This is a genomic window from Arenibacter amylolyticus, assembly GCF_002150785.1.
GTDB lineage: Bacteria > Bacteroidota > Bacteroidia > Flavobacteriales > Flavobacteriaceae > Arenibacter > Arenibacter amylolyticus.
In genome coordinates this window covers 490,674-503,717 of the sequence record NZ_MTAZ01000004.1, presented here as the reverse complement: position 1 = coordinate 503,717, position 13,044 = coordinate 490,674, and the positions used below count along the sequence as shown (strand labels likewise).

12 protein-coding genes are annotated in these 13,044 nt (G+C 42.1%); 10 read left to right on the top strand and 2 right to left on the bottom strand.

The annotated features are described in order from the left end of the window. The first annotated feature begins 105 nt into the window (after nucleotides 1-105). From msrB to BV214_RS02870, 5 genes are all read left to right on the top strand, one after another. Nucleotides 106-567, top strand: a complete 462-nt coding sequence (gene msrB, locus BV214_RS02890; protein WP_086475956.1) for a peptide-methionine (R)-S-oxide reductase MsrB — start codon at nucleotides 106-108, stop codon at nucleotides 565-567. Then, nucleotides 560-1,111 carry a peptide-methionine (S)-S-oxide reductase MsrA gene (msrA, locus tag BV214_RS02885; RefSeq protein ID WP_086475955.1) on the top strand — a complete coding sequence of 184 codons (552 nt, stop codon included), beginning with the start codon at nucleotides 560-562 and terminating at the stop codon, nucleotides 1,109-1,111. The genes msrB and msrA overlap by 8 nt, the downstream gene beginning before the upstream one ends. 167 nt (nucleotides 1,112-1,278) lie before the next feature. Continuing rightward, the gene (locus BV214_RS02880) at nucleotides 1,279-1,734 is read left to right on the top strand and encodes a peroxiredoxin family protein (protein WP_086476027.1); all 456 of its coding nucleotides are present in this window, start codon (nucleotides 1,279-1,281) and stop codon (nucleotides 1,732-1,734) included. Nucleotides 1,735-1,803: 69 nt separating this feature from the next. Beyond that, a complete protein-coding gene (locus BV214_RS02875) occupies nucleotides 1,804-2,073 on the top strand; it encodes a GNAT family N-acetyltransferase (protein WP_086475954.1) in 270 nt (89 codons plus the stop codon). A gap of 34 nt (nucleotides 2,074-2,107) precedes the next feature. After that, on the top strand, nucleotides 2,108-3,673 hold the full coding sequence (locus BV214_RS02870) for a protein adenylyltransferase SelO (protein WP_086475953.1): 1,566 nt from the start codon (nucleotides 2,108-2,110) through the stop codon (nucleotides 3,671-3,673). A gap of 149 nt (nucleotides 3,674-3,822) precedes the next feature. Here BV214_RS02870 and BV214_RS02865 read toward each other — a convergent pair whose 3' ends face one another. Beyond that, nucleotides 3,823-6,006 carry a carboxy terminal-processing peptidase gene (locus BV214_RS02865; protein WP_086475952.1) on the bottom strand — a complete coding sequence of 728 codons (2,184 nt, stop codon included), beginning with the start codon at nucleotides 6,004-6,006 and terminating at the stop codon, nucleotides 3,823-3,825. A 336-nt stretch (nucleotides 6,007-6,342) separates the two neighbouring features. On the opposite strand from BV214_RS02865, the gene surE reads away from it, so the two are divergent. The 5 genes from surE to BV214_RS02840 all read left to right on the top strand — a co-directional run bounded on the left by surE (nucleotide 6,343) and on the right by BV214_RS02840 (nucleotide 11,234). Next, nucleotides 6,343-7,122, top strand: coding sequence for a 5'/3'-nucleotidase SurE (gene surE, locus BV214_RS02860; protein ID WP_086475951.1), 780 nt, complete (start codon nucleotides 6,343-6,345; stop codon nucleotides 7,120-7,122). Then, on the top strand, nucleotides 7,115-7,396 hold the full coding sequence (locus tag BV214_RS02855; RefSeq protein ID WP_086475950.1) for a hypothetical protein: 282 nt from the start codon (nucleotides 7,115-7,117) through the stop codon (nucleotides 7,394-7,396). Before surE ends, BV214_RS02855 begins: the two co-directional genes overlap by 8 nt. A gap of 60 nt (nucleotides 7,397-7,456) precedes the next feature. Beyond that, nucleotides 7,457-8,584 carry a lipid-A-disaccharide synthase gene (lpxB, locus tag BV214_RS02850; protein WP_086475949.1) on the top strand — a complete coding sequence of 376 codons (1,128 nt, stop codon included), beginning with the start codon at nucleotides 7,457-7,459 and terminating at the stop codon, nucleotides 8,582-8,584. Between the two features lie 63 nt (nucleotides 8,585-8,647). Further along, entirely contained in the window at nucleotides 8,648-9,208 is a 561-nt protein-coding gene (locus tag BV214_RS02845; RefSeq protein ID WP_086475948.1) for a C40 family peptidase, read from the top strand. Nucleotides 9,209-9,251: 43 nt separating this feature from the next. After that, complete coding sequence (locus BV214_RS02840; RefSeq protein ID WP_245806736.1) at nucleotides 9,252-11,234, top strand: ComEC/Rec2 family competence protein; 1,983 nt, start codon at nucleotides 9,252-9,254, stop codon at nucleotides 11,232-11,234. A gap of 3 nt (nucleotides 11,235-11,237) precedes the next feature. Here the strand turns inward: BV214_RS02840 and BV214_RS02835 are convergent, their stop codons facing one another. Beyond that, complete coding sequence (locus BV214_RS02835) at nucleotides 11,238-13,022, bottom strand: peptide MFS transporter (protein ID WP_086475946.1); 1,785 nt, start codon at nucleotides 13,020-13,022, stop codon at nucleotides 11,238-11,240. Nucleotides 13,023-13,044: the final 22 nt, after the last annotated feature.

The following is a 13,044-nucleotide window of genomic DNA, read 5'->3' as shown; positions in this document are numbered from 1 at the left end:
ATGGACTTAGAACAATGAGGGGCTGCACTTTTTAGTACGTCTCAAGCGTCCTAGGTTGTAGGATATTAAAGTAGTAATAATAATTATAAAGAAAGACAATACACCATGTTAACCTGGAGAGATATAATTAATTTTAGTGTTAAAGGGAATCCTAGCCCGGAAAAAAGGATAGAAAAAACCGAGGAGGAATGGAAAGCCCTTCTCACCCCTGAACAATTTAGAATTGCCAGAAACAAAGGCACGGAACCCCCGCACAGCGGCGCATTATGTACCACCTACGATGAGGGTGTTTACGGTTGTATTTGTTGCGGAACCCCCTTGTTTGATTCTTCCATAAAATTTAACTCGGGTACCGGATGGCCTAGTTTTACACAACCTATAAAAGAGAACGCCGTTAAATATCATAAAGACACCTCCTATGGGATGATCCGGGTAGAGGCACTTTGCAACAGCTGCGACGCCCATTTAGGACATGTGTTTCCCGATGGCCCGGAACCCAGCGGATTGAGGTATTGCATAAATTCTGAGTCCATGAAATTAATAAAGGAAGGAGTATCCAATGAATAATAATAGTTTGGCATTAGCCACTTTTGGAGGTGGTTGTTTTTGGTGCGTAGAGGCGGTATTCCAAGAAGTAGCGGGAGTAGAAAAAGTAATATCGGGATACTCTGGAGGGAATGCCCCGGGGAAACCTACCTATAGGGAAATTTGCTCTGGCCTAACGGGGCATGCAGAAGTAGTGCAGGTAACCTTTAACCCGAAGCTTATTTCCTATCAGGATTTGTTGGTTATTTTTATGACCACCCATGACCCCACCACTTTAAATAGGCAAGGAGCAGATGTGGGAACACAATATCGTTCCGTAATCTATTACCATAACGAAGCACAAAAGGAGGTGGCGCAAGCAGTTATACAAAAAATGGCTCCTTTCTATTCCCAACCCATAGTCACCGAAATAAGTCCACTTTCCATCTTTTACGAGGCGGAAGAAGAGCATCAAAATTATTATCGTAATAATAAAACCCAAGGGTATTGCAGTGCAGTGATCACTCCTAAATTGGCGAAATTGCGTCAGGCACATGCCGATAAGCTAAAAAAGACGAGGGTCTAGGGTATCCATCCCACTTTAGTAGGGATTAGTCCCTATAAACAATAGTTGGGGGATATTCCTTGAAAAGTATCGGCATCGATAAACTATTAGGCATTTCCATTAGATCCTTTCCTGCCTACCTTGATACAACAATGGGGTACATCCCCTTTAAGGAAAAGTATATAGTTATGGAAGGAAAAGAAAGGGAGTCAGCCAGTATCGTTACAGCAAAGGAATTGGAAGTAAACCAATGGGTAGATGCCGCTGGAAAGCCAACAGCACCGATTTTACTATCCGATTATCCGGAGGTATTTAAGGTTATCTATTGTTTCCAATACTGGTGCAAAGGATGCCATAGCCGGGGTTTCCCTTCGCTAAAAAGGATGATTAACAAAAAGAGAGACCAGAAAAACATCTTATTTTTGGCTATACAGACGGTTTTTGAAGGGCATAAAGAGAATACCTATGACAATATGATAAAAACCCAGAAGGAATATGGATTAGCGATTCCATTTGGACACGACCCAGGTGATGAAAGTACCCATTCCATCTCCAAGGTGATGACCAACTATCGTACTGGTGGTACCCCTTGGATAATATTGATTAATGAGGAAAACAGGGTTGTATTTTCTGATTTCATTTAGGAATTACATCTCAACTTTAAAATGAAGCAAGCCCCATGCAAGTCTTTATAAAACAGTAAAAAATAGCATATGACGGTAAAACACGACAAGGACAAGCAACAATTTACTTTGGATATCCAAGGCGAAGAAGCTAGGGTGGACTATCAACTTAGGGATGGCACTATGTATTTAACCTATTCCGAAGTACCTTATCACCTTAGGGGAAAGGGTTATGGAAAGCAATTGGTTGAGCAGACTTTTGAGCAACTGACCAAAGAAGGTTACCGCGCCAAAGCCGTTTGCTCCTATATACGCGCCGTAGCCAGAAGGAGTGAGAAATGGAGCAACATTATTGAGTAGCTCCACCCTTATGGACAACACATTAATAGACACTATGAAATTTAATATTAAAGATACCTTCACCAAGGAACTGCCAGCAGATCCCATATTAGAAAACTTTAGAAGACCCGTAAAGGAATGTTTTTCCTATGTAACCCCCAGGAAAACCTCTAATCCTACTTTAGTGCATGCCTCTCCGGTATTGGCCAAGGAATTAGGCCTTACGGAAGCCGACCTACAAACTGACGACTTCCTTCAAATTTTCTCTGGGAACGCCGTGCTACCCAACACCACCCCCTACGCTATGTGCTATGGAGGACATCAATTTGGTAATTGGGCGGGACAATTAGGTGACGGAAGGGCCATCAATTTATTTGAGATGGAATACCAAAACAAGATCTGGGCACTACAACTTAAAGGGGCAGGGGAAACCCCCTATTCCAGAAATGCCGACGGCTTGGCTGTGCTCCGTTCTTCCATTAGGGAATACCTATGTTCTGAGGCCATGTACCACTTGGGCGTCCCTACAACTAGGGCGTTGTCCCTATGCGAAACTGGAGATAGGGTACTGCGGGATATTCTTTATAACGGGCATCCAGAATATGAGCCCGGAGCAGTAGTATGCCGGGTGGCTCCCTCTTTTTTACGCTTTGGGAATTTTGAAATATTAATGGCTAGGGACGACAAGGCCACCCTAAAAAAATTGACCGATTACACCATCAAACACTTCTACCCACATATAGCACTGGGGAGTAAGGAAGGATACATCCAATTCTTTAAAGAAGTGACCGATAAAACCTTGGAAATGCTGATCCATTGGCAACGGGTTGGATTTGTGCATGGGGTAATGAACACAGATAATATGTCCATTTTGGGCTTAACCATAGACTACGGCCCCTATGGATGGCTAGAGGGCTACGATGAGGGTTGGACACCCAATACTACGGACAGGGGTGAAAAACGCTATAGGTATGGAAACCAGATCAATATTGGGCTTTGGAATCTGTATAGGCTTGCTAGCTCCTTATTTCCATTGATAGAAGAAGCAGCCCCACTAGAAGCCATATTGGAGGGGTATAAAGATGCCTATCAAAAACAGTATCTAGCGATGATGAAGTCTAAGATTGGCCTTTATTCAGATGCGGAAGAAGATAGTTCACTACTAAATGCCCTGGAGGAAAACCTACAGTTGACCGAAACGGATATGACTATATTTTTTAGAAACCTCAGCTATATAGATAAGGAAGAAACCATTTCTGACAAGTTTTTAGACATAGTGAAAGATGCTTTCTATCTACCTCAGGAGCTTAACGGTGGGATTACCGAAACATGGAAAGAATGGTTTATAGCCTATGCGGCAAGACTGCAACGGGAAGACCTATCCAATGACGAAAGAAGAAAGAAAATGAATAGCGTAAATCCCAAATACGTCCTTAGGAATTATATGGGCCAATTGGCCATAGAAGCGGCAGAAAAAGGAGACTACTCCTTAGTAGAAGAAATGTATCAATTACTATTAGACCCTTACGGTGAGCAAAAGGAAGCAGAAAAATGGTTTGCTAAGCGACCCGATTGGGCACGCAACAAAGTTGGTTGTTCCATTCTTTCCTGCAGTTCCTAACCCACCACGTTTCATTGGCTCTTGCGTACAAATGACGATTATTGGCAGTTGTATGATTCCGAGCTTTATCATAAAGCTAATACAATAAAAACACCCTTTACCAACAATAGGTAAAGGGTGTTTCCTTATAAGGGGATATCCTAAATGATTTAGCCTTTTATACTGGCCAATCTAGATTTTTCCATGGAATCCTTTATTATATCCTGCAATACGTTTACCGCTTCTTCTACATAAACATCTTTAGCAAGATTTTTATGCCAACGAATACGCTTCTCCTTCAAAACGGAGTCCTGTGCAAATAGGTCCTGCTCGTATTGGAGCGATTTAAAGGTAAGCTTTGAATCGTAGTCGGAGATCTTTTTAAAGTACTTGGCTTTCTCTCTATTGAGTTCCAATTCCTTTTTAAAGTCCTCATAGTTTAACGAAACTACATTCTCATCTTGCCCTTTTTTAATCCATCTGGCATTTTCTTCAATCAATTTAATTTGTTCATTCTGCGCCATTCGTTCCATACTCTTGGCAACAGTAGTCTCATAGTCTATATATCCTTCCAAGGGAGTATAGGAAGCAGGAGCAATTTTGTCCCAGGCCAATGGGTTTTCCTGATCTTTTTCTCCAAGGTCTATATAACTATATCTATCTGGCACCACTACATCGCTCTTTACCCCTTCTAATTGGGTAGAGCCGCCATTAATCCTATAAAATTTCTGAGTGGTAAGTTTTATAGCTCCTAAATCACCATGCTCGTTACTGCGAACTATATTTTCCAATGGAATTACATTTTGAACAGTTCCCTTCCCAAAAGTTTGTTCGCTTCCTATTACTATGGCCCTTTTATAATCTTGCATTGCAGCAGCCAAAATTTCGGATGCCGAAGCAGACAATTCATTTACCAGGATAACTAGAGGACCATCCCATTGGATACGGGCGTCTCTATCATTATACACCTCAGGGCTTTTTCCGGTAGACCTCACTTGTACAATCGGTCCTTTTTCAATAAAGAGTCCGGCTATTTCTATTACTGTCTTTAAAGATCCCCCACCGTTATCGCGCAGGTCCAAGATTAGCCCTTGAGCACCTGCCTCTTTTAGGCGCTCTACTTCCTTGGCCACGTCTGTAGCGGCGTTTCTTTGGTTGTAGTCTTCAAAATCCACATAAAATTTTGGCAAATTAATTAGTCCAAACTTCTGGTCATCCCTAATAATCTTGGCCGATTTGGCATAGGATTCTTCCAATTCTACTACATCACGGGTTATAGAGATAACTACAATAGATCCATCTACCTTTTTAACGGTAAGATCTACCACGGTTCCTTTGGGGCCTTTAATAAATTTAATGGCATCATCTAAGCGCATGCCTACAATATCTACTGGCGTTTCTCCATCCTGCCCCACTTTTAGAATCTCGTCACCTACTTCCAATCGCTGATCTCTCCATACCGGACCTCCGGAAATAACCTCTACAATTTTGGTCTGATCTCTTTTCTTCTGCAAGCGGGCACCAATTCCTTCAAATTTTCCAGACATACTAGTGTCAAACTTCTCCTTGTCATCCGGGGCAAAATAAAAAGTGTGGGGATCAAATACGTCCACAATGGTATTCAAGTATTGTACATACCAATCTTTGCGCTGTAAGTCGGCAACAAAATCGAAATAATCATCCAAGGTATTTAGGGTGTTTTCTCTCGCCTCCGCTTCGGCTTCGGCAGGAGTCAATGGTTTTGAAGTTTCTATTTCTTCTTCAAAAACATCTACTTCCTCCCCTTCTTGTTGTGTATTGGTAGCGGCATCTACCTCATGCGCTGTTAGCTTGGAGTGATAGTTGCCCAAGGTGGCATACTTCAATTGCTTCCTCCAGCGCTCCTTTAATTCTTTTCGCGAAGTGGCGTAGCCTTGTTCCTTATAATCGATATCTAGACTTTCCGTAGCGTCAAAATCGAAGGGCTCACTAAGCACTTCCTTGTAGATCCCCTTCGCTTCCTCCATTCGTTTCATCAGTCGGGCATAAACCATTTCAAAGAAGGAGAGGTCCGTATTTTTGATCTGATCGTCTATCTGGAATTTGTACTTCTCGAACTCCTGAATGTCTGCTTCCAAAAAATAGCGTTTCGTAGGATCAATAACATCAAAGAAATTCTTGAAAACCTTTGCCGAAAAATTGTCATCGATGTCCGTTGGCTGATAATGCCCCCGTTCCAATACATAGGTAATAAGGTCTAGCAATAATTTATCCTTATCGTCCGTATCAAAGGATTTGTCAATTTTATTAGTAAAACTACATGAGCTAACCGCAATCAGCATTATCAACAATGCGTAGGCTAAATTCTTTTTCATTTATTCATTTTTAATTTACCCCCACCATGGGTCTCATTCCCACATGCCAGGATTTAATATATTCTATTAAAATTAATCAAACGGCTGCTGTTAACCAAGATTTATATTTCAAAACCCTTTTCAAATACCATTTTGCATAAAATAAGGAAAAAATCATGCCACTTGTTGCATAACTGCCATTAATCTTTTGTTAATATCACAATCCTACCCAATACTCCACCTTTAAAAAAACTAGGGGGAGCTAGTGTATTTTTAGGGCCATTCATCCACAAGTGGTAGAGCAGGGCAGATCCATAACATTTTAAAAACGTATTTTTGTGAACATAATTATATACTATGGCAAAACCTTTGATTTTAGTGACCAATGATGATGGAATTACCGCCCCGGGATTACGGGCGTTGATACGCTTTATGAAGGAAATAGGTGATGTAATTGTAGTAGCTCCGGACAGTCCCCAATCTGGGATGGGGCATGCAATAACCATAGACAGCACCTTGTATATACAAGAAGAAACGGTAGACACCCATGATGGAGCTAAGGCCGAATACAGTTGTAGTGGAACCCCGGCAGACTGTGTGAAATTGGCATTGAGGGAGTTATTAGACAGAAAACCGGATTTATGCGTAAGCGGTATTAACCACGGTTCCAATTCTTCCATCAATGTAATCTATTCCGGCACCATGAGTGCTGCTATAGAAGCGGGAATTGAAGGCATCCCAGCCATCGGTTTCTCGCTCTGTGATTACGGGTGGAATGCTAATTTTGAACCAGCCAAGGAGGCAATACAACAAATTGTACGGCAAGCCTTGGACCATTGGATACCAAAAGGGGTGGTGTTAAATGTGAATATTCCCAAGACAACTGCAGACGCGCCTAAAGGCATTAAGGTATGTAGGCAGGCCAGGGCCAATTGGAAGGAAAAGTTCGACAAAAGAACCAGCCCCAATGGCAAGGAATACTATTGGCTAACTGGAGAGTTTGAGTTGTTGGACAATGGGGAGGATACGGACGAATTTGCCCTGTCCCAGGGATATATCTCCGTAGTACCTACGCAGTTTGACCTTACGGCCTACCATGCCATACAGAACCTAAATAACTGGAAACTGCATGATTAAAAAAGAAATACTTATCGGGTTTATAGTAGGAATCATTGCCAATACCTTTGGCACCTTACTATATATCCTTATTTTTTCGGACTATGGCATAGCCGAAACCTATAGTATGGCAGTCCAGCAAGGACATGTAGGAAGTCTATTAGCCTTAGGCGCCGTCCTAAATCTTGCGGCCTTTTTTGGCTTCCTTAAAATAAAAAGGGATTACCGGGCTCGCGGGGTGTTGATCGCTACCTTAATGACCGCCTTTCTAATTTTATATTATAAGATCTCATAGATATATAAACGGCCTATTGCAATAACAAAACAACTACGGCTATCCTACTAAACAAGACCTATGAAATACTATATCATTGCCGGCGAGGCATCTGGGGACCTGCATGGGTCCAACCTGATTAAAGCAATAAAGACCAAAGACTCCGATGCCGATATCCGCTGTTGGGGAGGCGATTTAATGCAACAGGCCGGGGGCACTTTGGTAAAACACTATAAGGAAATGGCCTTTATGGGCTTTTTTGAGGTCATCGCCAATATCAATCAAATTTTTAAAAACATTGCCTTTTGCAAGGAAGACATCTCCCAATATAACCCTGATATTATTGTATTTATAGACTACTCAGGTTTTAATCTGCGCATTGCTGCATGGGCCAAGGAACAAGGATTCCCTACCCACTATTATATTTCCCCTCAAATTTGGGCCTCCAGGGAAGGAAGGATCAAAAAAATAAAAAGGGATATAGATGCCATGCACGTCATCCTTCCATTTGAAAAGGATTTTTATGAGAACAAGCACCATTTCCCGGTAAATTTTGTGGGCCACCCTCTTATAGATGCCATTGGCGAACTCCCCAGAACTGCCAATGAAACCTTTAGGGACCAAAATAATTTGGACGGAAAGAAACCTATTATTGCCCTTCTGCCCGGCAGTAGGAAGCAAGAGGTACAGAAAATGTTATCGCTAATGCTTTCCGTAACCAAGCAGTACCCCGAGTATCAATTTGTAATAGCGGGTGCCCCTAGTTTGGAACCCGATTTTTACCAGCCGTTTTTAAAATCGTCTCAGGTTGGGGTGGTCTTTAATAAGACGTACGACCTTCTTAGCATATCGCATGCCGCCTTGGTCACCAGTGGGACCGCCACCTTGGAAACCGCCTTATTTAAAGTTCCACAGGTAGTGTGTTATAGAGCCAACTGGATCTCCTATCAAATTGCGAAACGAATCATTACCTTAAAATTTATATCATTAGTAAACTTAATTATGGATAAGGAGGTGGTAAAAGAACTTATTCAGGGCGACCTAAACCAGCAGAACCTAATAAAGGAACTAGGCCTTATCTTGGAAGGGCCCCATAGAGAGCGGCAACTGGAAGCCTATGCCAGTTTGGAGAAAAAATTGGGAGGCGGGGGTGCTAGTGAGAAAGCTGCAGCCCTTGTTGTAGCAGCTGCCCAGGATGCATCTCACTAAAATCCTAAGATTCTCATTTAATTTTTTAAATTTGACTAATAGGTCCACTTACTTTTCAATATAATGATCAGAAAATTTCTTTCTTTAGTAGGGGTGTTTTTAGTAATCGGCTGCGGAGCGTCCAAGAAAAGAAATGTGGATACTGCCCAGAGAACAATCAGTGTTTCCCCCTCCGAAGTGTCTGTTGCACCCACCAAGGAAGAAGCCAAAGTGGTTGAAGCTAAGTCGGTAACCACTCCCAACAAATCTAGGGATATCATTGGCACAGCTCTTACCTTTTCCGGAACGCGCTATAAGTTTGGAGGCACCTCTTCTAAGGGAATGGACTGTTCTGGCCTACTCTACGTATCTTTTGGGGAGCACAATATAGATATTCCACGTGCCTCTTACGAGATAGCAAAAGAAGGGGAGGAAATTAGTTTAAAGGAGGTAGCGGAAGGAGATTTACTATTCTTTGGCACTTCCAACCGGAAGAAAAACATAAACCATGTAGGTTTAGTGGTATCGGTAGACGGAAATGACATAAAATTTATTCATTCTACAACCTCTAGGGGTGTTATAGTTTCCTCGTTGCGGGAAGGGTATTGGAATTCTGCCTTTGTAAAGGCAACCAGGATCCTTTAATATGCAACTACTAAGGTTCACAGCCATAAAACTTTGCCTGTGTTTGGCGCTGGGAATCCTTTTGGGAGATTACATTAATCCATCCCCAAAAATTGCGATGATTGGCTGCCTAACCCTCTTACTACTATTGGGATGGGAGCATTTCTTTGTTCAAAAAAAGCGATTGCACTTTGGAATTCTTGTGGCCTTACTAACCGCAATGATTGGGATGCTAAGTGTTAGCTTGGCAACCATTAAAAATAACCCCCACCACTATTCCCATTTTGGGATAGCCCAATCCCGCACCTACACGCTAAAAATCCAAGAGGTCTTAAAAGAGAATGCTTTTTCCCAACGCTATATTGCCCAATTACAGTATATGGATGGCAAAAAGCTTAAGGGAAAGGTATTAGTGCAGATTAATAAGAACCCTGCTACAGCAGCGCTAAGAGTAGATGATGAACTTATCACCCACACTACCCTCCAAGCTGTTCCGCGGCCGTTAAACCCCTACCAATTTGATTATGGAAGCTATTTGGAAGGACTGGGAGTACATCACCAAATTCGCCTGTCTAAAGAGCGCTATATTTTAAAAGAACATCCAACGGAAACCCTTTGGGGACTGGCAGCGCGGACACGGAACCACATCACCTCCCAATTAAGAAAAGAAGCTTTCGGGACCGCGGAGCTAGGAATTATCCAAGCCCTATTATTGGGGGAGCGGAACGAAGTAACCGAGGCCACCAACACCGATTATAAGGATGCAGGGGCCTTTCACATCTTGGCTCTTTCTGGCTTACACATAGGGATATTATTAGGGTTATTGCACTTTTTATTAGCACCCTTGGAATTCCTACCCAACGGAAGGGTCGTAAAGATGGTAAGCATTGTACTCTTACTTTGGGCATTTGCATTTTTGGCAGGCATGTCTCCTTCTATTCTCCGTGCCGTTACCATGTTCAGCTTTGTTGCCTATGCCCTATACTTGAATAGGCCAACCAATCATTTTAACATCCTAGCCCTCTCCTTTTTTTTCATCCTACTCCTAATAAACCCCCTACTATTGTTCCAAGTAGGTTTTCAGTTAAGCTATGCCGCCGTTTTTGCCATTATCTGGATCTACCCCCTTCTCCAAAAATTATGGATACCCAAAAATTGGGTCCTAAAAAGGGGCTGGGAATTGCTTGCAGTAAGTGTAGCCGCACAACTGGGCGTACTTCCCCTCGGTCTATATTACTTTCATCAATTCCCCGGCTTGTTCTTTCTCTCTAGCCTGTTGATCCTTCCTTTCTTGGCATTGATTTTAGGCATAGGAATCGTAGTGATCACCTTAGCATTGACCAACAGCCTTCCCCATGTACTAGTTGTTCTTTACAATAATATTATAGGCTGGATGAACACTACTATTGCATGGGTAGCACAACAAGAGCGTTTTATTTTTAGAAACATATCCTTTGATGCCATTCAATTACTCTTGGGTTACACCATCCTTATCACCCTAGTATGGATGCTGGAAAAAGTCACTTTTAAAAGAACCGCTCTTTTCCTTTGCAGCATCATTTGTTTTCAACTTTGGGTAATTGGGAAAACTCAGCACATCTACCAAAAAGAACTTTTGGTCTTAGGGCATACTGGCAACAACACTACTTTATTGCATCAAACGGGGCAGAAGGCTATGGTATACACCAACAATTGGTCTAAGGCCAATAGGATGGTTACGGATTACTCTATTGCCCAACACCTTCGTCAAATAGAACATCGGCCCATAAAGAACAGCTTTAAGATAGGGAAAGAAAGTTTGTTAGTGATAGACAGCACCTTTAGTAAGCTTCCCTCCCATTACCTAAAAGCCACTACCCTTTTACTAACCCAATCCCCAAAAATAAACTTAGAACGGCTCTTAGATTCGGTGCAGCCCAAACTAATATTAGCAGACGGCAGTAATTACCACAGCTATATAGCACGTTGGAAAGCCACCTGCCAAAAAAGAAAACTCCCTTTCCACTATACTGGTGAAAAGGGAGCCTATATTTTTAATAAACCTTGAATTTTATCGCACTCCGTGCATCAATTTTTTCAACAACGGGTTCAGCACAATGGAAACAAATCCTACGCCTGCTGGCACCAAAGCAAAAATTAAAAAGAAGGTCCCCAAGGAGTATTCCTCCGAAATTTTATCGATCATTCCCCCCATAGTCCCTGCGGCTTTCTGACCGATAGCGATGGCTAGGTACCAGATTCCAAACATAAACCCGATCATTCTGCCTGGCACTAACTTACTTAAATAAGATAAACCAACAGGTGATAAACAGAGTTCTCCCATGGTGTGGAATAAATAAGCCAAGATTAAGAACATCATACTTACCGAAGCGGTTTGTGCCCCTGATGGTATCCCAACGGTACCGAAGGCCAAAATACCAAACCCTACCCCTAATAGAATTAATCCCAAACCATACTTCATAGCGGCACTAGGGTTGTATTTACTCTCCCACCATTTGGAAAAGAACGGTGCCAAACTAATAATGAAGAAAGAGTTTAATATCCCAAACCATGAGGCACCTACCTCTGTAGTATCCTGACTAAACTCCCTGTCTATTTTCCAGATTACGATACCCCACAGGAAAATAAATGCTAGCGCCAATATAATATTAGAGTAAGGGATCTTGGAATAGGTCTTTTTAAACAATAAATACAGTACCCAAGTAATCACCGCCAAGGGACCCACGGTAAGGATCAGATCTATGATCTTAAATACCAAGGCCGAATTCCCCGCTAATTCCCTAGCGGTATAATCCCTTGCAAAAATAGTCATGGATCCCAAAGATTGCTCAAAGGCCGCAAAGAAGAAGACGGTAAAAATCCCGAAAATGGATACCGCAATAATTCGGTCGCGTACTATCTTGGAATATCTAGAGATCCTGCTGACAATTAGGTATAAAAACATAGCTAGGGCCAATAGCACCGTAAAATTGGATCCGTCTAAGGCACCTACTTTAAAATCTAAAATATTGATGTCACCCACTTTGGACATAGGGTCGTTAAACAAGTACAACAATCCGCCTAAAGAGGATAGTACAATCAGTACCATATCCAACTGGGTAAAAGGGTTGGGCTTTTCCTCTACCTCTTTCTTTTCTCCTCCCGCATTGGCCTCATCCCGTAAGTCTTGCTGCAATTCCGCTTCTTTAACTACACTAGGCTTTTCCCCAATTTTCCCAAATAAATCTTTCGCCAACCAGAACTGCAACATTCCTAGGAACATAAAGATACCGGCCAGGCCAAATCCATAGCTCCAACCAAGGTTTTCTGCCAGATACCCACAGAGCATCATTCCGAAAAAGGCACCTGCATTCACCCCCATATAAAAGATAGTATAGGCTCCATCTTTTTTAGACTCCTTTCCTTTGTACATTTCGGAAATCATGGAGGTAATATTTGGTTTAAAAAACCCGGTTCCTATTACCAAGAATGCCAGACCTAAATACAGGGCAAATGGAGTTTCTACAGCCATGGAAGCATGGCCAAGCGTCATTATAAAACACCCTATGATTACTGCCCATTTATAGCCCGTAAATCTATCTGCTATATAGCCCCCTATAATTGGAGTTAGGTAAAGTAGGGAGGCATAGGTCCCAATTAAGGATAATGCATGTTCCCTTGGCCATTCCCATCCTGGGTTATCACTGATCATTGGCGCAGTTAAGAACAACACCAGCAAGATTCGCATTCCATAAAAGGAAAATCGCTCCCACATCTCAGTAAAAAACAAAACAAAAAGTCCGGCCGGATGACCTATAACATTATCCTTAAATAATTTTTCAATATCGGTATTCATAAAATATGTATTTATTAAGCTT

Bases quoted from the DNA above. Each gene is read 5' to 3' on its own strand.
- BV214_RS02880 (WP_086476027.1), top strand. From the start codon at position 1,279: ATGGAAGGAAAAGAAAGGGAGTCAGCCAGTATCGTTACAGCAAAGGAA.
- BV214_RS02865 (WP_086475952.1), bottom strand. From the start codon at position 6,006: ATGAAAAAGAATTTAGCCTACGCATTGTTGATAATGCTGATTGCGGTT.
- lpxB (WP_086475949.1), top strand. From the start codon at position 7,457: ATGAAATACTATATCATTGCCGGCGAGGCATCTGGGGACCTGCATGGG.
- BV214_RS02855 (WP_086475950.1), top strand. From the start codon at position 7,115: ATGATTAAAAAAGAAATACTTATCGGGTTTATAGTAGGAATCATTGCC.
- BV214_RS02875 (WP_086475954.1), top strand. From the start codon at position 1,804: ATGACGGTAAAACACGACAAGGACAAGCAACAATTTACTTTGGATATC.
- msrA (WP_086475955.1), top strand. From the start codon at position 560: ATGAATAATAATAGTTTGGCATTAGCCACTTTTGGAGGTGGTTGTTTT.
- msrB (WP_086475956.1), top strand. From the start codon at position 106: ATGTTAACCTGGAGAGATATAATTAATTTTAGTGTTAAAGGGAATCCT.
- BV214_RS02835 (WP_086475946.1), bottom strand. From the start codon at position 13,022: ATGAATACCGATATTGAAAAATTATTTAAGGATAATGTTATAGGTCAT.
- surE (WP_086475951.1), top strand. From the start codon at position 6,343: ATGGCAAAACCTTTGATTTTAGTGACCAATGATGATGGAATTACCGCC.
- BV214_RS02845 (WP_086475948.1), top strand. From the start codon at position 8,648: ATGATCAGAAAATTTCTTTCTTTAGTAGGGGTGTTTTTAGTAATCGGC.
- BV214_RS02870 (WP_086475953.1), top strand. From the start codon at position 2,108: ATGAAATTTAATATTAAAGATACCTTCACCAAGGAACTGCCAGCAGAT.